The organism is Rhizobium sp. R693, assembly GCF_002211315.1.
GTDB lineage: Bacteria > Pseudomonadota > Alphaproteobacteria > Rhizobiales > Rhizobiaceae > Rhizobium.
This window is the reverse complement of the sequence record NZ_LOKY01000012.1, coordinates 94,904-112,651: the sequence shown is the minus strand read 5'-3', so window position 1 is coordinate 112,651 and position 17,748 is coordinate 94,904. Positions and strand designations below refer to the sequence as shown.

Genomic DNA, 17,748 nt, shown 5'->3' with positions numbered 1-17,748 from the left:
TATTGATTTCTTATCAGTCGTGGCCAACCTGCCAAACTGAAAGGAGCCCGTCAAGGAGCAACTTTTGAGGCAGGATTCCGCCGAGATCGCGAGCCTTGGCAAGATCGTCGTAACCAAGCAGCGTTAGGATCTGAGACGCGCTGTCTGCGAGCAGGAATGGCGTGCTGCTCTTCCTGTCCCAATCGACCTCAGGCAGGCTCTTGCTGACCTTGCGTGTCTCAAGGTAGGCCCTGATCTCGTCATCGCCGCCGATCTGGTCGATCAGCTTGACTTTGAGCGCCTGACGGCCGGTGAAAATCGTGCCGTCCGCAAGCTTTTGGACCTCGTCACGCGGCAGCTTGCGCCGCTCGGCGACGAGATCGACGAACCAGCCATAGCTGTCGACAATCATATTGTTAATCATGGCCTTGGCCTCTTCGCTCGCCGGATGGAACGGCGAGGGTTCGGCCTTCAACGGTGACGATTTGATTTCTTCCAGTGAAACGCCGATCTTGTCGAGCAGTGGCTTGACCTGCGGGTATTGGAAGATTACCCCGATCGAGCCGGTGATGGAGCTGTCTCCGGCAATAATCATGTCGCCGGCGGTCGCGATCATGTAGCCGGCGGAAGCGGCCAGCGTGCGCACGTCGGATACGACAGGCTTCTTGGCGGCGATGGCGCGGATCGCCTTGAAGATCCGCTCGCCGCCATAGGTCGTACCTCCCGGGGAGGAGATAGAGACGACCACGGCCTTCACCGCATCGTTCTTCTCGATCTTCTTCAGCCGTTCCAGCAGCTCGTCATCATCGGTAATCAACCCGGAAATGGTCACATGGGCGACGTGCGGCCGGCTGGTTGCGATGTCGCCGACGAATAACCGGTAGGCTGCGAATCCCAATACCACCAGCAGCAGTACCGCGACGACGCGCCAGAAACCGACCTTGCGGCGAAGCCTGCGGCGGTCGGCGATCATCGAACTGTCCATTCATTCCTCCAGGATGGCGAACACGCGGGATCCCGTAAATCTAGGGTTCCAGCGCCGTTCGGGCACGTTGATTTGCCACGCGTCGGCGCCTTTCTTGTTTGTTGCAGAAAAAAATCCATATTGGCAAGTCGGTGTAATAATGCGAAACGAACTGTGATCGGGCGCGACAATGCCTATATACGCTGCCTGATCACCCACACGGACCTTGTTTATGCTCAACACTTTGAACAGCACCGGAGAGGCTGACTACGTGAGGCCGGAGCGAAGCGCCTATGGCGCCGCGCGCTTCCATTCGGCGCGCGTGCGCCGCCTGAAGATCATCCTTCCAATCGCCGCCGTCGTGGTGTCGCTGGTCTTTATTGGTGTTTCCGTAATCCGCACCTATCTACCGGAGAACATCAAGATCGAGGGCGCGAAGATCGAGAATGGCAAGGTCGTTATGGAGAAGCCCGCGATCTCCGGTCGCAATTCCGATGGCATCAACTATTCGATGTTGGCCGAACGGGCGCTTCAGGATATCAAGAATCCGAATCTGATGACGCTGCAGAACATCAAGGCCGCGGTGCCGATGAAGGACGATCTGATCGCCCGCGTCGAAGCCACGGCTGCAGATTACGACCGTGCGACCGATAATCTCGATGTCAAATCACCTTTTGCCGTCCTTTTGAGCAACGGGCTGACGGCCAAGTTCCAGAGCGCCAAGGTTGACATCAAGGGCGGGAAACTCACGAGCGAGGATCCTGTAAGTATTCAGAAAGATAGCGCGTCTATTGTTGCGCGCTCGATCAAGATGACGGATAAGGGGCAGACGATCACATTCGAGGGGAATGTACGTATGAATGTCGATCCGTCCGCTATTCACAAACAGGGCACTTAACAGCCGGGTCACCATGACAAACGATTGTCGCATTTCTACCCGCAAGGCGGGAGCAGTATTTCTTAGTGGTGCGGTTGCGCTGCTGCTGTTGGCCGGAGGCGCCCTGGCGCAGGCAACAACCAGTCAGATGGACGGCCTGAAGCTGAACAATGACGAGCCGATCCAGATCGAGAGCGACAAGCTGGAGATCCATGATCAGGAGCATACGGCCGATTTCACGGGCAATGTGAAGGTGGTGCAGGGCAAGACGACGCTGCAGGCCGGACATATGACGGTCTATTACAAGCCGAAGGCCGACGATGCGAATGCGGCTCCGGCGGCTGGCGCAAAGACCGCTTCGGCGTCGATTTCGTCGGGCAACGCCGATATCGATCACATTATCGTCACGGACAAGGTGTTTCTGAACTCCGGTACGCAGACGGCCACGGCCGACAACGGCTCTTTCGATATGGCCAAGCAACTTTTCATCCTCAAGGGCGACAAGGTGATCCTTACTGATGGACCGAACGTCTTCACGGGCTGCCAACTGACGGTGCACATGGAGACGGGACAGGCACAGTTGGAGAGCTGCGGGGGGCGCGTCCAGATTCAGCTTGATCCGAAGTCACAGAAACAGAACTGACCCCGGCCTTACCACGTGAAGTTATTCTCGCTATCGACCATGTTCGGCAGGTCCGGGGCCCAAGTGGCTGCTGAGACCCCCGCCGGTGACAAGAGCCGTTACCAGGGCACGCTGATTGCGCGCGGTCTGACCAAGACCTATAGCACGCGGCGTGTCGTGAACGGCGTGTCGCTGGTCGTTCGACGCGGCGAGGCTGTTGGCCTGCTGGGTCCGAACGGCGCCGGCAAGACGACCTGCTTCTATATGATCACCGGGCTTGTGCCCGTTGACGAGGGTACGATCGAGATCGACGGCAACGACGTGACGACGATGCCGATGTATCGACGCTCGCGGCTGGGCGTTGGCTATCTGCCGCAGGAAGCGTCAATCTTCCGGGGATTGACCGTCGAAGAGAATATTCGCGCCGTTCTGGAAGTGCATATCAACGACAAGGCCGCACGCGAAAAGAAGCTCGACGAACTGCTCGATGAGTTTCACATTCGCAAGCTGCGCAAGAACGCGGCCGTGTCGCTTTCCGGTGGCGAGCGCCGTCGCCTCGAAATCGCCCGCGCGCTGGCAACCGATCCGACTTTCATGCTCCTCGACGAGCCGTTCGCGGGCGTCGATCCGATTTCCGTGGCCGACATCCAGCACCTTGTGCATCACCTGACGGCACGCGGCATCGGCGTGCTGATCACCGATCATAATGTGCGCGAGACGCTCGGCCTGATCGATCGCGCCTATATCATCCATGCGGGCGAAGTCCTGACCCACGGTCGTGCCAACGACATCGTCAACAACCCCGAAGTGCGCCGCTTGTATCTGGGCGACAATTTCAGCCTTTGACGCGCTCCGCCGCCGCGGAAATTCACCTTCTGTGACAGTTCCGCTTGACCAAATAGAATAAAAAAGCAATTTTTGGGCCAACTTGGATTTCCGTGGCCTGAGCCCGTGGCAGGACGCGGTTTCCCGGAGGAGACGAACGGGAGTTTCGCGTCCGCTATGGCACTGTCGGCCAATCTTTTCCTGCGCCAGAACCAGTCGCTGGTCATGACACCGCAACTGATGCAGTCCATCCAGTTGCTGCAAATGACGCATTTCGAGCTGACGCAGTTTATTGCCCAGGAGGTCGAAAAGAACCCGCTGCTCGAGATTCCGTCAAATGATGCGGAATCAGGCAGCGAGCGCGGCGGCACGGAAGAAGAAACCTACGCGCCACAGGTGGAAGAGCCCGGCGACGGTGGCTACGACAGCCGAACCGAGGTCTTGTCGGGCGATTGGTACGAGAGCGGCAACAACAGTGGTGCCAGCCGCCTCAACGACGAGCTCGACGCCAACTATGCCAACGTCTTTCCCGATGACGGCGTTCCGCAGCGCGCCGATGCTCCCGAACTGATCAGCCAGTGGAAGTCGATGCCGGGTAATAGCGAAGGGGCCGACAGCTACGATCTCGATGACTTCGTTGCCGGTCAGATATCGCTTCGCGATCACCTTGCCCAGCAATTGCCCTTTATCCTGCCTGATATGTCCGATCGCCTGATCGCCCAGCACCTTGTCGATCTGCTGGACGAGGCAGGCTATCTCCAGGGCGATGCGACGGAAGCGGCCGATCGACTGGGCGCAAGCGTCGACGATGTCGAGCGCGTGATCACCGCTTTGCAGACGCTTGATCCGCCCGGTGTTTTCGCGCGCAATCTGGCCGAATGCCTGGCGATCCAGCTTCGCCAGAAGGACCGCTTCGATCCCGCCATGCAGGCGCTGGTCTGCAATCTCGAGCTTCTGGCCCGGCGCGACTTCGCGACGCTGAAGCGGCTATGTGGCGTGGATGAGGAGGACCTTCTCGACATGCTGGGCGAGATCCGCCAGCTCAATCCGAAACCGGGCGCCGGCTTCGAGGCGGGAATGTCGGAAGCGATCATGCCCGACGTCGTCGTGCGGGCAGGCTCAGACGGCGGCTGGCTGATCGAGCTCAATCCCGACACGCTGCCGCGCGTTCTGGTCAATCAGGCGTATTTTTCAAAAGTCACGAAGAATGGTGACGATCATGCCTTTCTTTCGGAGTGTCTGCAGACCGCCAACTGGCTGACCCGGAGCCTGGATCAGCGCGCCAAGACGATCATGAAGGTGGCAAGCGAAATCGTGCGCCAGCAGGATGCCTTCCTGATGCACGGTGTCGATCATCTGCGCCCGCTCAACCTGAAGACGGTAGCCGATGCCATCAAGATGCACGAATCCACCGTCAGCCGCGTGACGTCGAACAAGTATATGCTGACACCGCGGGGGCTCTTCGAGCTCAAGTATTTCTTCAGCGTTTCAATCAGCGCCGTTGAAGGCGGCGACAGCCATTCGGCCGAGGCCGTGCGCCACAAGATCCGGACGCTGATCTCGCAGGAAAGCCCGGAAGCCGTGCTTTCCGATGACGACATCGTCGATATCCTGAAGCAGGGCGGCGTCGACCTTGCCCGTCGAACGGTGGCCAAGTATCGCGAGGCGATGAACATCGCTTCGTCGGTCCAGCGCAGGCGGGAGAAGCGGGCTTTGGCGAAGGTCGCTGGCTTTTGATAGTTGCCTGAAGCGACTACTGCGTGTATTCGGTAATTCTAATGCATGTGTCTGTTGACATTTTGGTAACTTCTGGCTAGAAGCGCGCCGCAATTGGCGCTGTGGACAGCGTTGGAAGTTATCCCCATCATCCTCAGGGTGCCTGAAGCCGGGAACTTCGGCCGATCTTGCTTGGGATCGCGCGAAGTGCTTGGATGAGGGTGAGCCTTGGCGTAGACTGGTACTCGCAAACCATCATAAGAAGGGAAACTCCATGAGTGTGCGTGTATCCGGTAAACATATGGAAATTGGTGACTCGTTCCGTCAGCGGATCGAGGACCAAATCGGTGTCGCCGTCACGAAATACTTCGACGGAGGGTATTCCGGTCAAGTGATCGTGCAGAAGGCCAACGCCCGGTTTTCCGCCGACTGCAAGCTTCATCTCGATAGCGGAGTTGTATTGCACGCCGCCGGGGAGGCGATGGATCCGCAGTTGGCCTTTGATGCAGCGTCCGAACGGATTGAGAAGCGTCTTCGCCGCTACAAGCGCAAACTGAAGGATCACCACTCCGGAAATCACCAGAATGGTTCTGCCGAAGTCGCGTATACCGTGATGGGTGGGATGTCGGATCACGACGACGAAATTCCGGATGATTTCGCGCCGGCGATTGTCGCCGAAAGCACCAAGCAACTGAAAACAATGTCGGTCGCGACCGCCGTGATGGCGCTCGACATGACGGACGAGCCGCTGCTGCTTTTTCGCAGCCCAGGCAAGGAACAACTAAACATCGTTTATCGTCGGCATGACGGTAACATTGGCTGGATCGATGCAGCCAGCATCAAAAGCTGAGATCAAGGCGAAGGGCGGCAGTTAGGCTGCCGCTCTCCTTTCTCGGCGCAGAAGGAAAATAAAATGGCATTGGCAGATTTGCTGCAGCAAAATGCGATAATTCCCGCCCTCAGGGTAAATTCCAAGAAACAGCTCCTCCAGGAATTGGCTGCAAAGGCGTCGAAAGTCACAGGGCTTTCGGAGCGGGAAATTTTCGATGTTGTCCTGCAGCGCGAGCGCCTTGGTTCGACCGGCGTCGGCAACGGTATCGCCATACCGCACGGCAAGCTCGCAAGCGTCCACTCCATCGTCGGCATCTTCGCGCGTCTCGATCAGCCGGTCGATTTTGAGGCTCTGGACGATCAGCCCGTGGATCTGGTGTTTCTGCTGCTGGCGCCTGAAGGTGCTGGCGCCGATCACCTCAAGGCCCTGTCGCGCATCGCCCGCGTGCTGCGCGATCATGATCTTGTCGCCAAGCTGCGTGCGACCGACTCCGCTTCGGCGATCTATGCGTTCCTCAACGAGGAGCAGACCTCGAACGCAGCCTGAGCATTCAACATTTCAGTAAAAAGGCGCCTGATTGCTCAGGCGCCTTTTTTTGTTTCAACCGGTCGAACTCGGCTTAGAACTCTTCCCAGTTGTCCTGGGCAAGTGCTGCCGAGCCGTGTGTTTGAGGAGCCGCGCGGCGGGGGGCCGGTGCCGCGGCCTGACGATAGATCGGTGCCGCGGCTGGCGCGCGCATCTGCTGAGCCGTCGAGCGCAGTGCGGAAGCGTGACCCATGCCGGATACCCGGAAACGTGTCACGAGTTGCTTCAGCGTCTGGGCCTCGTCGTTGAGCGTGACGCTGGCTGCCGTCGTCTCCTCGACCATGGCGGCGTTCTGCTGAGTAACCTGGTCCATCTGGTTCATGGCCTGGTTGATCTCCTTCAGGCCGATCGCCTGTTCGCTGGCCGATGCCGAGATCTGGCGGATGAGGCCATTGATGCCCATGACCTGCTCGGAGATCTTGTGCAGCGTATCGCCGGCGCGGCCAACCAGATCAACGCCTTCCTTGACCTGCACGGCCGAGGTGTTGATGAGCGTCTTGATCTCCTTGGCAGCATTGGCGGAACGCTGTGCAAGTTCGCGAACTTCCTGCGCGACGACGGCAAAGCCCTTGCCGGCTTCACCGGCACGTGCCGCTTCGACGCCGGCATTCAGCGCCAGCAGGTTGGTCTGGAACGCAATCTCGTCGATGACGCCGATGATGCGCGAAACCTCGGTGGAGGATTGCTCGATGCCCTGCATCGAGGCGATCGCCTTACGTACCACTTCGCCTGATTTCTCCGCATCCTGGCAGGCGAGGTTGACGTTATCAGCTGCTGTGCGGGCGTTGTCGGCGCTGGAGTTGACCTGTGCGGTGAGCTCGTTGAGTGCGGCCGCCGTCTCTTCCAGGCTTGCCGCCTGCTGCTCGGTGCGCTTGGCGAGATCGGAGGCGCTGCCGCTGATTTCGCTGGTGCCGGAGCCGATGTTCACGACGCTGAGATTCATCGTGTTGATGGTTTCCTCGAGGCTTTCGAGCGCCGCGTTGAAATCCTGCTTCAGCTTTGCGTATTCGCCCGGGAAGTCCTCGGTGATGCGGTGGCCGAGATTGCCCTGCGACAGCTCGGACAGACCGGAGCCGACGATCGAGACGATGTGGCGCTGCAACGTGATCGACTGCTGACGCTCCGTTTCCGAGCGGCCGCGCTCGGCTTCGGCGGCGTCACGCTGGCTGTTCGCCTCGGTCTCAAGGCGCTGTGCGTCAGCTAGCGCAAAGCGGAAGCCTTCAAGGGCCTTCGCCACAGAGCCGATCTCGTCGGCGCGATCCTGGCCGGCTACCGGCTGTTCGTACTTGCCGTCGCTGAGCGCCTTGACGGTGGCGACCAGGCCGCCGATCGGCCGCTGAACGAAGGCGCGGACCGCGAAGTAGAGAGCGATCATGACGGCGGCAAGCACGAGGATGCCAGCGACGATCATCAGGAAGGTTTGATCCTGCACAGGCGCGTTGATGGCTGTGTGTGGCACATCCACGAGGATCGCCCAGGTCGAGTTCACATCCGGCAGGGCGAAGGGATAGATGACGCGGTCGAAGGGTTCGTAGCCGTCGAAAGTCAGGTTCTTGACGACCGCGGGCTGCAACGTCGAGAGCGCGCTCTTGACCGCATCAGCGCCTTCGCCGTCATAGTCCTTCATCGATAGATCGGGGATCGGCGCGACGATCCATTTGCCGGTCTGCGAGAGCAGCGTGACGCGGCCGGAGCCGAATGGATGAAGCGTCGAGAGCTTGTCGCGGAGCGATTTCAGTGAGATATCGACGCCGCTGACACCAATCATCTTGCCGCCGGACATGACCGGATAGGCAATCGAGGTCATCGCGGTGTTTTCGCCGGTCGTCGTTTCCGCGTAAGGCGGCGTCAGCGCGCCCTTCTTGCTTTCCGCGGCAAGCGCATACCAGGCGGCCTTGTAGTCGGAATTGAAGGTGGAGAAGGTGAAGCCGCCATCCTTGCTCTTCGTCCAGTACGGGTTGAAAGTACCATCCTTGGCGGCACCGAAGTCGGCCTTACCTGCCATGGACGGCGACTGGCCGTCGAAGGCGTTAGGCTCTTCGGCAAACCAGCTGCCGAAGGCGAATTGATTGCGCTCGACGTTCGCCTTCAGCATGTCGAGAACGGCCTTGCGATCGAGGTATTTACCTTCCTGACCACGGCCGATCGAACCGGCCATGGAACGTGCCGCGCCGGCCAGTTCTCCAACTGAGGAGGCGACCTCGTTGGCGATCGCCTTCGCTTCGAGATTGGCCTGATCCATGGTGAGGGTCTGGACGCGATTGCGCGTCTCACCGATCAGGAAGTAGTTGGAAACGAGGAGGACGAGCGCGATGGCAATGCCGGTAACGAGGATAAGCTTGGCTGCAAGCGATTTCATGCGAAAGATGAACATGGGTTCCTCGGGAAGCAAGGATGCGCCGAACGGGGCATTCATCGGCACAGGGAACGAGGCGTCGCCCCCTCATGGAGCAGCCGTTACAGAGCCCGGCCCCTGGAGAGGTCCGGTGATGGCAGGACCATCGCCGGAAACCTATTAAATTTGAATGAAATCTAATGAAAATCGACCGCATCTGCGCCAAGCAGTCGCGGCATGTCGCGGGAGGACTTGCCCTATAGCGCTTTTGCGACTTCGGCGTTCAACGGGATCGATGGCTGAGCGCCCTGCTTGAGGCACGCGATCGATCCAGCGACCGCCGCGCGGCGTAGGGAGGCTTCGAAATCCAGCCCCTCGTCCAGGCTCGCCGCGAAGTAGCCGCAGAAGGTGTCACCGGCCCCGACCGTATCGACGGGCTCGATCTTCAGTCCCTTGGCGCGGGAAATGACACCATCGCGGATCGCGATCACGCCGTCCGCGCCGAGCGTCACGATCAGGGTCTGCCCGGTTTCTGCATTGAGCCGCTTCAATGCAGCCTCGCGATCATCCGCCGCCATGTTCTCCTGGCCGGCGAGACGCTCGAACTCTGTTTCGTTTGCGATCACGATGTCGGCAAGGCGACCGAGGCGAGCGGCATCGTCGATCAGCGGGGCGAGGTTGAGGACGGTCGTCACGCCTTTGGCGCGGGCGCCGGCCAGCGCCTGCTCGACGGCCGGAACGGGAACTTCAAACTGAAGCATCAGGATGTCGTCCTTGCTCATGGCCCCCACCGCCGCGTCGGCATCGGCTGGCGTCACCGTACCGTTTGCGCCGGGCACAACGGCAATCATGTTTTCGCCGTCACCGCCGACGAGGATCAGTGCGGTTCCTGTCGGCTCGTCGACCTGCTTGACTGTCCCAAGCTCCGTACCGGCGTCTTTCAGGAGCGCGAGCGCGGGCTCCGCGAAGCCATCGCGGCCGACGGCCCCTGCCATGTGTACGGTGCGTCCAGCGCGTCGTGCCGCCAGCGCCTGATTGGCGCCCTTGCCGCCTGCGGCGGTCGAGAAGCCATTGCCAGCGACCGTCTCGCCGGGTTTCGGCAAGCGTGCGGTGGTGGCGATGAGGTCCATGTTGATGGAGCCGAAAACTGTGATCATGGGTGTCCCGTCCGGTGTTTTTCTTGGGCGCGACACTGCCCGAAGGCCTTACTCGTCGTCAACCACCCTGAGCTTGAGAAGCCCACTGCGACTGTCGACGGATTTTGGTGCGGGATCATTGTCGCGCCCGGCCTTCCCGCCGTCGCCGCCCTCGAATTCCAGAGCCTCGATCTTCGCGCCGCGCTTGGTGAGCTTATCGGCGGAGGTGAGGATCTGGTCGACATCTCTCTGGGCCATGGAAAAATGGTTCTGCAGCTTGCGGACGCGCTCGTCGAGACGACCGAGATCGTCCATCAGATTCGCGACTTCGCCCTGGATGACGTGTGCCTGCGCCCGCATCCGCTGATCCTTCAGCACAGCCTGGATGACCTGGATGGACAGCATCAGCAGCGAAGGAGACACGATGACGATGCGCGATCGATGCGCCTTCTGCACGATCGCTTCGAAATTCTCGTGGATCTCCGCGAAGATCGATTCCGACGGCACGAACATGAAGGCCGTGTCCTGCGTCTCCCCCTGGATCAGGTATTTCTCGGAGATGTCGCGAATATGCGTTTCCATATCGCGGCGAAACTGCTGTGAGGCGACTTTGGCTCCATCCGGACCACCGGCATCTCGGATCGCGTTCCAGGCCTCAAGCGGAAATTTCGCGTCGATCACCAGGGGCGGTGCGCCGTTGGGCATACGGATCGTGCAGTCGGGGCGCGAGCCGTTGGACAGCGTTTGCTGGAATGCATAGGCGCCCATCGGCAGGCCGTCGGCAACGATCGTCTCCATTCGCGATTGGCCGAAAGCGCCGCGCGTCTGCTTGTTGGAGAGGATCGCCTGCAGGCCGACGACGTCCTTCGCCAGCGTCTGGATGTTGCTCTGGGCGGCATCGATGACGGCGAGACGCTCCTGCAGCCGTTGCAGGTTCTCGTGCGTCGATTTGGTCTGTTCGCTGATCGTCGTGCTGACGCGCTGCGACATTCCGTCCAAGCGCTGGTTGATCGCCTGGTTGAGCTCGGACTGTCTCGAGCCGAACACTTCGGCCATCGTCGACATGCGTCCGTGCATCTCTGCCTGGATCTTCAGAAGTTCCGCCATGCGGGCATCCGTTTCGGCCGCACGAAGACTCGCCACCTCGGCCTGCTCGCGTCGCACCTGCCCGCCGCGGACGAGGAGGACGACCAGAAGCAGGATGAGCGCGGCGATTGCGCCTCCGGCGAGGGCCAGCATGGCGGGGCTTGTCTGCGACAGGGCGAGGAGAAACGACTCAGGGCTGGTGTTCATGCCGGCAACAATAGCAAACTCAAATGAGATATCTAGATCAAAACGTGAACAACTCACAAGCGTTTTGGCAAGCGAGATGACCGGAAGGAACAAACGACGGCCGACAAATGAGGGACCTACTTAACTATTGCTCAACCATATTGCGCAAAAGCTCTTCTCAAATTCCCTTTCGTATCAATCACAAAGCAGAGACATCATGACCAGCCAGCAATCCGACAGCGCGCTCAAGCAACGCCTCGATTTTATCGAGCTGGACGATGGAGCTCGCACGGCGCTCCGCGAAATGCGTCCGGCGATCTCGGAGCTACTCGGCGGTGCCCTCGACAAATTCTACGCGAAGCTGGCGAAGACATCCGAAGTCGCGAGTTTCTTTGCCGACAAGGCGCATATGGGGCAGGCCAAGAAGCGCCAGGAAGACCATTGGGCCAATCTGGCTGGCGGCAACTTCGACGAGGCCTATGTGAAAGGTGTTGTCGCGGTCGGCAAGACGCATGCCCGCATCGGCCTCGAGCCGCGCTGGTACATCGGTGGCTATGCCTTGCTGATGAGCGAACTCGTCAAGGGCCTGATGGCCAAGCAATGGCCCTCTATGTTCGCAAGGCAGCAGGGCAAGGTGCTGGCTGAAAAGCTCGCCGCCGTCATCAAAGCCGCGATGCTCGATATGGACTACTCGATCTCGGTCTACCTCGAAGCGCTTGAAGAGAAGCGCCGGAAGCTGGAGGAAGAGCGGGCGAAAGCCGAGCACGATCAGACAATCGCGCTCGATCATCTTCGCCGCAGCCTGGAAGCGCTCTCGAACGGCGATCTTGAGGCGACACTGCCGTCCGACCTTCCGGGCAACTTCAAGGACATGGCCGACGATTACAACCGTGCGGTCGCGGCTCTTCGTACATCTTTTGCCTCAGTGCGGGCAACCTCGGGTGAAATCCTGAGGGGCACCGATATTATCGCCAAGGCTTCCGATGACCTTGCCTTGCGGACCGCCCAGCAGGCCGCGGGCGTCGAGGAAAGCTCGGCGGCGCTCCAGCAGCTTTCCGTCAGCGTCGGTCAGACTGCCGCAAACGCCGAAAAGGCATCGGGTGCAGTTCGGGAGACGCAGCAGAAGGCCAAGAGTTCGGGCGAACTCGTCACCAGCGCCGTTTCGGCGATGGCCGGCATCGAAAAGTCGTCGACCGAGATCGCAAAGATCATCGGCGTGATCGATGAGATTGCCTTCCAGACGAACCTGCTGGCGCTGAACGCCGGTGTCGAAGCCGCGCGCGCCGGCGATGCGGGCAAGGGCTTTGCCGTTGTGGCGCAGGAAGTCCGCCAGCTCGCGCAACGCACCGCCGACGCCGCCAAGGAGATCAAGAACCTGATTTCGGAAAGCTCGGTCCAGGTGAACGAAGGCGTCGACATCGTCAGCAGCACCGGCGAGGCGCTGAGCGACATGATCAACCGTATCGATGTCATCAACCGCTTCGTCGCCGACATCGCCGCCGCCGCCCGTGATCAGGCAACAGGCGTCAATGAGGTCAGCGTCGCCATCCGCAACATGGACACGATCACCCAGCAGAACTCGGGAATGGTCGAGAATACCTCTGCCGAGACGCGGCACCTTCGTGGCGAAGTCGACAATCTGGTGGCATTGCTGCAGCGCTTCCGGACCGGCATTGAAGGTCGTTCGATGATCGCTCCGCGTCGCGCCGCCTGACACGAATACGGCAAATTTCCGGGCTGGAGCGCAAAAAAGCGCTCCGCCCGCCTCTCGGATAATTCCATCCTGGAAAAAGATGCGTTATGGGAACGCCATGACCATCAAGCCACTCATCATTCTCCCCGATCCGCTGCTTCGTCAGGTTTCCAAGCCGATCGAGCGCGTCGATGCCGATTTTCAGCGCCTTGCCGACGACATGCTTGAAACCATGTACGATGCGCCGGGCATCGGCCTTGCTGCCATCCAGATCGGCGTGCCGCGCCGCATGCTGGTCATTGACGTTTCCCGCGAAGGCGAAGAGAAGCAGCCCCTCGTATTCGTCAATCCGGAGATCGTCGTATCGTCCGACGAGCGCTCGGTGTACGAGGAGGGATGCCTTTCTATCCCTGACTACTATGCCGAGGTCGAACGCCCGGCGACCGTCACCGTCAAATATCTCGACCGGGACGGCAAGGAGCAGACGGTGGAGGCCGACGGCCTGCTCGCGACCTGCCTGCAGCACGAAATCGATCACCTGAACGGCGTTCTCTTCATCGACCACATCTCTCGCCTCAAGCGAGACATGGTGATCAAGAAGTTCACCAAGGCGGCCAAGTCGGCGAAGGCGCTTTAGCTCCAGGCTGCGGCGGTAGCCGGCTTGCGATGCGGCGTTGTGGTCCGACCGCGCCGGCACCGGCCCCGTCCGGGTAGCGATGTCGTCGAGCACGGGTTCGCAGGGGGCTTGATATGGCGCTCGCAAAACCCGTTTGAAGAGGCTGACCGGAAACATGGCGGATAAAATGTCGCTTCGCATCATCTTCATGGGCACGCCCGAATTCTCCGTGCCGACCCTGCGTGCATTGGTCGACGCCGGGCATACGATTCTTGCCGTCTACACGCAGCCGCCAAGGCCCGGCGGACGGCGCGGGTTGGACCTGCAGAAGTCGCCCGTGCATCAGGCCGCCGAACTGCTCGATATCCCGGTCTTTACGCCGGTGAATTTCAAGGATCCGGAAGAGCGTGAGCGCTTCAAGGCTCACGATGCCGACGTTGCCGTTGTCGTCGCCTATGGCCTGCTGCTGCCGGAGGCGATCCTGAGCGGCACGCGTTACGGCTGCTACAATGGACACGCCTCGCTTCTGCCACGGTGGCGGGGTGCCGCCCCGATCCAACGGGCGATCATGGCCGGCGACGAGAAGACCGGCATGATGGTGATGAAGATGGACAAGGGCCTGGACACCGGCCCCGTCGCGCTCACCAGCGAGGTTAAGATCGGCGCCAATACCACGGCTGGCGAGTTGCACGACAAGCTGATGCATGTCGGTGCCAAGGCGATGGCTGACGCGATGGTCAAGCTCGAGATGGGCGATCTTCCCCTTATGCAGCAGCCGTCGGACGGCGTGGTCTACGCCGCCAAGATCGACAAGGGCGAGACTCGGATCGACTTCTCGCGGGACGCCGTGGAAGTCCATAACCACATTCGCGGTTTGGCACCATTTCCGGGCGCATGGTTCGAAGTGGCGATCGGCGGCAAGCCTGAGCGCGTCAAGGTGCTGGCCTCCGAACTCGCGCAAGGTAGTGGCAGTGCCGGCGAACTGGTGACAGATGATCTGGTCGTTGCTTGTGGAACCGGCGCCGTTCGCCTGACCAGGCTGCAGAAGGCCGGTGGCAAGCCGTTGCCTGCCGCCGATTTTCTGCGCGGGACACCGCTTGCATCTGGCTCGAGGCTTTCCTGATGCATCGCTACCGCATGATCGTCGAATATGACGGTGGTCCTTATGTCGGCTGGCAGCGGCAGGAAAACGGGCCTTCCGTCCAGGGCGCGATCGAGAAGGCGATCCTGTCGGCAAGCGGTGAGACTGTCTCGATCCGTGGGGCGGGCCGCACCGATTCCGGCGTTCATGCCATGGGTCAGGTGGTTCATGCCGACCTTACCAGAGAGTGGTCGGCCTTCAAGCTCCAGAATGCTCTGAACGCTCATCTCAAGATGGCCGGTGAGCGGGTCGCAATCATCAGCGTGGAAGTCGCCAGCGAATTCTTCGATGCACGGTTCTCGGCGCTCAGGCGCCACTATCTCTATCGCATCATCAGCCGCCGGGCGCCGCTGGCGCTCGAAGCCGGCAAGGCCTGGTGGGTGCCGAAGCCGCTTGACCATGAGGCTATGCATGCGGCGGCGCAGACCTTGGTCGGCAAGCATGATTTCTCGACATTCCGTTCCGCCCATTGTCAGGCAAACAGCCCTGTCCGCACGCTTGATCGGCTGGATGTGACAAGAAATGGCGAGCTGATCGAGATCCGTGCCACCGCCCAAAGCTTCCTGCACAACCAGATCCGTTCCTTCGCGGGAACACTCAAGCTTGCAGGCGAGGGCAAATGGACGCCGGACGATGTCCGCGCCGCATTGGACGCACGCGACCGCAAGGCCTGTGGCCCTGTTGCGCCGCCGGATGGACTCTATTTCATGCTGGTGGATTATCCGGCGGTGATCTCCGATCGCCGGCAGACAATGGCAGACGACGATGACGATCTGTCATGATCCGTCCTGCTGTACCTCCCGCAAAAACTCGCCATGATCCGCCAGTCCGGCGAGGAGCCTTTCAAGATCATCGAATATTTGAAGACGCCTCCGGTTCGGCAGGGCTACAAGGCCCGATAGACGGCCTTGCCGATATCCAAAGGGAATGTGCCGAACAATCCTTCGAGCGCGGTGTTCGTGAGGGCTACCACTGTCAGTTTCCTCTCCTGATCGACGAACCAAGAGTGGCCGTAGACGCCGCCCCACTGGAACGCTCCCCGTGCCAGCGGCAGATCGGCACGATCCGGATCAGTGACCACAGCCCAACCGTAGCCGAAGCCGAGCCCGGGTCGCTCGAGTCCGGCGAGGCCGTTCGTCTGGTCGCGGACCATTGCTGAGACTGTGCTTGTGTCGAGCAGCGGCGCTCCGCCGCGTCTAACGGTTTCGAGGATGGCGAGGATGTTCTCGGCTGTGCCTGCCATGCCGCCGCTGGCGGAATGATAGGTATCAGGATCAAGGATGCGCTCCGTCGAATAGCGGACCACGCCGGAAGAGGTGACAACCGAATCCTCGCATCCCATCGGCTGGGGTTCCGGCGTCGCATTCTTGTAAGGGACGGCAAGGCGGGCGCGATCCGTTACATGAAACGCAGTATCGGAAAGTCCGAGCGGTCGAGTGACGAGCGCGGCGACCGCTTCGCCCAGCGGGCCGCCGGTCTCCTTCTCGATGACGCCGCCGAGCACATCCATCGAGATCGAATAGCGCCAGCCCGTGCCGGGTGCGTAAAGCAACGGTGCGTTTGCAAGCCGGCGAAGCTTTTCTTCGAGCGCGATGCAGGCAGGGTGTCCACCCGCGAGATTGGTACCGCCTAGCCTCCCTTCGCCGGCATCTCCTGGCAAACTGTCGTCGAGGCCAGCCGTATGCATCAGCAGATGATGGATCGTGATGGCAGGCGTGGGCCCGTCCGGAAACCGGGGACGAAAATAGGGCAGCCAGCGGGTAACAGGATCAGCCAGATTGATCCGCCCTTCTTCGACGAGCCGCATCGCGGCGATGGCGACGATTGGCTTGGTCACCGAGGAAAGCCGGAAGATGGTATCCGTGCGCATCGGCAGGCTGTTCTCGCGGTCCGCCATGCCGGCGGCGCGACCGTAGATGATGCTGCCCTCTCGGGCGACGAGGACAACAGTTCCGACGAGCCGCTTCTCCTCCAACGCGGAGTCAATTGCGCTGTCGAGCAACCGAGCCATTTGCGGGTCCGGTCTGATGGCGATTGCGTCGGAAGACATGTTTTTCCTCTCAAAGAAAATGGTGTGCAGTATCGGTCTGCCGGTCGGGGGGCCGGCAGTGTGTAAAGTCGGAAAATGTGGGGTCTCGCCGAGGAGGGGGACTTCCTAGCGTCATTGACGACGGGGAGGACCTTAATACTTGCGCACCATTGCGATAATCGGCTCTATATCTGCAAGAGCTTGGCATGGAGCGCAAAGATGACGGGTTTCGCGGATCGACTGGACATCTTCCTCAAGGTCGTTGCCACGGGAAGCTTTTCCGCTACCGGTCGGGATCTTGGCATGCAGGCGTCATCGATATCGCGGCAGATCGACCTGCTGGAAACTGAGCTCGGAGTCGAGCTATTCTATCGGTCGACGCGCCGGCTCGCATTGACGTCAGCAGGGGAGACACTTCGCCACCGCGCCCGGCAGGCGCTTGGCCAGCTCGAGGAGACCAGGAGCGTCGTCGCGGCAATGGCGAGCGAACCGCAGGGATGGCTTACGATTTCGGCGCCGGTCTGCTTCGGGCAGCGTCATGTTGTACCGCTCGTGCCAATCTATCTGGAACGGTTCCCGAAGGTGCATCTCGAACTGTCTTTGGAGGATCGGGCCGTGAATCCGATCGGGGAGAACATCGATCTCGCTGTCCGCATCGGCAAGCTACAGGATTCCGCGCTTCTCGCGACGAAGCTTGCGACAACGGCGAGCGTCGTCTGCGCCGCGCCGTCCTATCTTCAGCGGCACGGTGTTCCGGCCGTCCCGGCAGACCTCGTGCATCACGCCTGCCTGAGCACGCCGAAGCCGATGAAGGCCGGGATGTGGCAGTTCGACGACGCTGGATCCGAAGACCGGCTCGAGGTTTCCGGTCGTTTTGTCTGCGCCGACATGGATGGGCTTCTTGCAAGCGCCATCGCCGGCCTGGGGATCATCCATCTGCAAACATGGCTGGTAGCCGAACCACTCAGGGACGGCAGGCTGGTGCGGCTCTTCCCAACGCTGCCACCGAGACCGGATGGCAGCGGCATCCACGCGCTCCGACCGCCGGGCGCGCTGACGGCGAAGGTGAAAGGGATGATCGATCTTCTGAAGGCGCGGATGGCCGCACTATCGGAATAGGTCGATT

General features: G+C 60.6%; 16 protein-coding genes and 1 pseudogene. 12 read left to right on the top strand and 5 right to left on the bottom strand.

Translation table 11 applies throughout. The features are described 5' to 3' along the window. Positions 1-13: 13 nt before the first annotated feature. Positions 14-964 (bottom strand): signal peptide peptidase SppA, encoded by a 951-nt coding sequence (sppA, locus tag ATY79_RS12445; protein WP_088691185.1) that lies wholly within the window; start codon positions 962-964, stop codon positions 14-16. Positions 965-1,175: 211 nt separating this feature from the next. On the opposite strand from sppA, the gene lptC reads away from it, so the two are divergent. The 6 genes from lptC (at position 1,176) to ptsN (ending at position 6,361) form a co-directional block, all read left to right on the top strand. After that, complete coding sequence (lptC, locus tag ATY79_RS12440) at positions 1,176-1,841, top strand: LPS export ABC transporter periplasmic protein LptC (protein WP_088691186.1); 666 nt, start codon at positions 1,176-1,178, stop codon at positions 1,839-1,841. Between the two features lie 13 nt (positions 1,842-1,854). Continuing rightward, complete coding sequence (locus tag ATY79_RS12435; protein WP_189637079.1) at positions 1,855-2,463, top strand: LptA/OstA family protein; 609 nt, start codon at positions 1,855-1,857, stop codon at positions 2,461-2,463. Between the two features lie 39 nt (positions 2,464-2,502). Beyond that, positions 2,503-3,288 (top strand): LPS export ABC transporter ATP-binding protein, encoded by a 786-nt coding sequence (gene lptB, locus ATY79_RS12430; RefSeq protein ID WP_088704022.1) that lies wholly within the window; start codon positions 2,503-2,505, stop codon positions 3,286-3,288. A gap of 156 nt (positions 3,289-3,444) precedes the next feature. After that, positions 3,445-5,004, top strand: coding sequence for an RNA polymerase factor sigma-54 (gene rpoN, locus ATY79_RS12425; RefSeq protein ID WP_088704021.1), 1,560 nt, complete (start codon positions 3,445-3,447; stop codon positions 5,002-5,004). 253 nt (positions 5,005-5,257) lie between these two features. Beyond that, positions 5,258-5,833: a ribosome-associated translation inhibitor RaiA gene (gene raiA / locus ATY79_RS12420; RefSeq protein ID WP_007787745.1), complete on the top strand. Its 576-nt coding sequence runs from the start codon at positions 5,258-5,260 to the stop codon at positions 5,831-5,833. 63 nt (positions 5,834-5,896) lie between these two features. Continuing rightward, complete coding sequence (ptsN, locus tag ATY79_RS12415; RefSeq protein ID WP_007529605.1) at positions 5,897-6,361, top strand: PTS IIA-like nitrogen regulatory protein PtsN; 465 nt, start codon at positions 5,897-5,899, stop codon at positions 6,359-6,361. A gap of 73 nt (positions 6,362-6,434) precedes the next feature. Here ptsN and ATY79_RS12410 read toward each other — a convergent pair whose 3' ends face one another. From ATY79_RS12410 to ATY79_RS12400, 3 genes are all read right to left on the bottom strand, one after another. Next, positions 6,435-8,774 carry a methyl-accepting chemotaxis protein gene (locus ATY79_RS12410; RefSeq protein ID WP_088704192.1) on the bottom strand — a complete coding sequence of 780 codons (2,340 nt, stop codon included), beginning with the start codon at positions 8,772-8,774 and terminating at the stop codon, positions 6,435-6,437. A gap of 218 nt (positions 8,775-8,992) precedes the next feature. Then, positions 8,993-9,892 carry a ribokinase gene (locus ATY79_RS12405; protein ID WP_088704020.1) on the bottom strand — a complete coding sequence of 300 codons (900 nt, stop codon included), beginning with the start codon at positions 9,890-9,892 and terminating at the stop codon, positions 8,993-8,995. A 48-nt stretch (positions 9,893-9,940) separates the two neighbouring features. Next, positions 9,941-11,164: a DNA recombination protein RmuC gene (locus ATY79_RS12400; protein WP_088691191.1), complete on the bottom strand. Its 1,224-nt coding sequence runs from the start codon at positions 11,162-11,164 to the stop codon at positions 9,941-9,943. A gap of 196 nt (positions 11,165-11,360) precedes the next feature. Between ATY79_RS12400 and ATY79_RS12395 the strand changes: the two genes are divergently transcribed. From ATY79_RS12395 to ATY79_RS31515, 5 genes and pseudogenes are all read left to right on the top strand, one after another. Further along, positions 11,361-12,857 carry a globin-coupled sensor protein gene (locus ATY79_RS12395; RefSeq protein ID WP_088704019.1) on the top strand — a complete coding sequence of 499 codons (1,497 nt, stop codon included), beginning with the start codon at positions 11,361-11,363 and terminating at the stop codon, positions 12,855-12,857. A 97-nt stretch (positions 12,858-12,954) separates the two neighbouring features. Then, complete coding sequence (gene def, locus ATY79_RS12390) at positions 12,955-13,473, top strand: peptide deformylase (RefSeq protein ID WP_028749410.1); 519 nt, start codon at positions 12,955-12,957, stop codon at positions 13,471-13,473. A 166-nt stretch (positions 13,474-13,639) separates the two neighbouring features. Beyond that, on the top strand, positions 13,640-14,575 hold the full coding sequence (gene fmt, locus ATY79_RS12385; protein WP_088691489.1) for a methionyl-tRNA formyltransferase: 936 nt from the start codon (positions 13,640-13,642) through the stop codon (positions 14,573-14,575). Further along, positions 14,575-15,375 (top strand): tRNA pseudouridine(38-40) synthase TruA, encoded by an 801-nt coding sequence (truA, locus tag ATY79_RS12380; protein WP_088691193.1) that lies wholly within the window; start codon positions 14,575-14,577, stop codon positions 15,373-15,375. Before fmt ends, truA begins: the two co-directional genes overlap by 1 nt. After that, positions 15,359-15,477, top strand: a pseudogene (locus ATY79_RS31515) (arsenate reductase (glutaredoxin)); the annotation flags it as partial. The gene truA and the pseudogene ATY79_RS31515, both read left to right, overlap by 17 nt. A gap of 2 nt (positions 15,478-15,479) precedes the next feature. Here ATY79_RS31515 and ATY79_RS12375 read toward each other — a convergent pair. After that, entirely contained in the window at positions 15,480-16,643 is a 1,164-nt protein-coding gene (locus ATY79_RS12375) for a serine hydrolase domain-containing protein (RefSeq protein WP_088691194.1), read from the bottom strand. A gap of 198 nt (positions 16,644-16,841) precedes the next feature. Between ATY79_RS12375 and ATY79_RS12370 the strand changes: the two genes are divergently transcribed. Then, positions 16,842-17,741 (top strand): LysR family transcriptional regulator, encoded by a 900-nt coding sequence (locus ATY79_RS12370; protein ID WP_189637080.1) that lies wholly within the window; start codon positions 16,842-16,844, stop codon positions 17,739-17,741. Positions 17,742-17,748 lie beyond the last annotated feature (7 nt).

Excerpts from the sequence above, each read along its gene's own strand:
- lptB (WP_088704022.1), top strand. The coding sequence starts at position 2,503 with ATGTTCGGCAGGTCCGGGGCCCAAGTGGCTGCTGAGACCCCCGCCGGT.
- ATY79_RS12410 (WP_088704192.1), bottom strand. The coding sequence starts at position 8,774 with ATGTTCATCTTTCGCATGAAATCGCTTGCAGCCAAGCTTATCCTCGTT.
- ptsN (WP_007529605.1), top strand. The coding sequence starts at position 5,897 with ATGGCATTGGCAGATTTGCTGCAGCAAAATGCGATAATTCCCGCCCTC.
- ATY79_RS12370 (WP_189637080.1), top strand. The coding sequence starts at position 16,842 with ATGACGGGTTTCGCGGATCGACTGGACATCTTCCTCAAGGTCGTTGCC.
- ATY79_RS12435 (WP_189637079.1), top strand. The coding sequence starts at position 1,855 with ATGACAAACGATTGTCGCATTTCTACCCGCAAGGCGGGAGCAGTATTT.
- sppA (WP_088691185.1), bottom strand. The coding sequence starts at position 964 with ATGGACAGTTCGATGATCGCCGACCGCCGCAGGCTTCGCCGCAAGGTC.
- ATY79_RS12400 (WP_088691191.1), bottom strand. The coding sequence starts at position 11,164 with ATGAACACCAGCCCTGAGTCGTTTCTCCTCGCCCTGTCGCAGACAAGC.
- fmt (WP_088691489.1), top strand. The coding sequence starts at position 13,640 with ATGTCGCTTCGCATCATCTTCATGGGCACGCCCGAATTCTCCGTGCCG.
- lptC (WP_088691186.1), top strand. The coding sequence starts at position 1,176 with ATGCTCAACACTTTGAACAGCACCGGAGAGGCTGACTACGTGAGGCCG.
- ATY79_RS12375 (WP_088691194.1), bottom strand. The coding sequence starts at position 16,643 with ATGTCTTCCGACGCAATCGCCATCAGACCGGACCCGCAAATGGCTCGG.
- raiA (WP_007787745.1), top strand. The coding sequence starts at position 5,258 with ATGAGTGTGCGTGTATCCGGTAAACATATGGAAATTGGTGACTCGTTC.
- rpoN (WP_088704021.1), top strand. The coding sequence starts at position 3,445 with ATGGCACTGTCGGCCAATCTTTTCCTGCGCCAGAACCAGTCGCTGGTC.
- truA (WP_088691193.1), top strand. The coding sequence starts at position 14,575 with ATGCATCGCTACCGCATGATCGTCGAATATGACGGTGGTCCTTATGTC.
- def (WP_028749410.1), top strand. The coding sequence starts at position 12,955 with ATGACCATCAAGCCACTCATCATTCTCCCCGATCCGCTGCTTCGTCAG.
- ATY79_RS12405 (WP_088704020.1), bottom strand. The coding sequence starts at position 9,892 with ATGATCACAGTTTTCGGCTCCATCAACATGGACCTCATCGCCACCACC.
- ATY79_RS12395 (WP_088704019.1), top strand. The coding sequence starts at position 11,361 with ATGACCAGCCAGCAATCCGACAGCGCGCTCAAGCAACGCCTCGATTTT.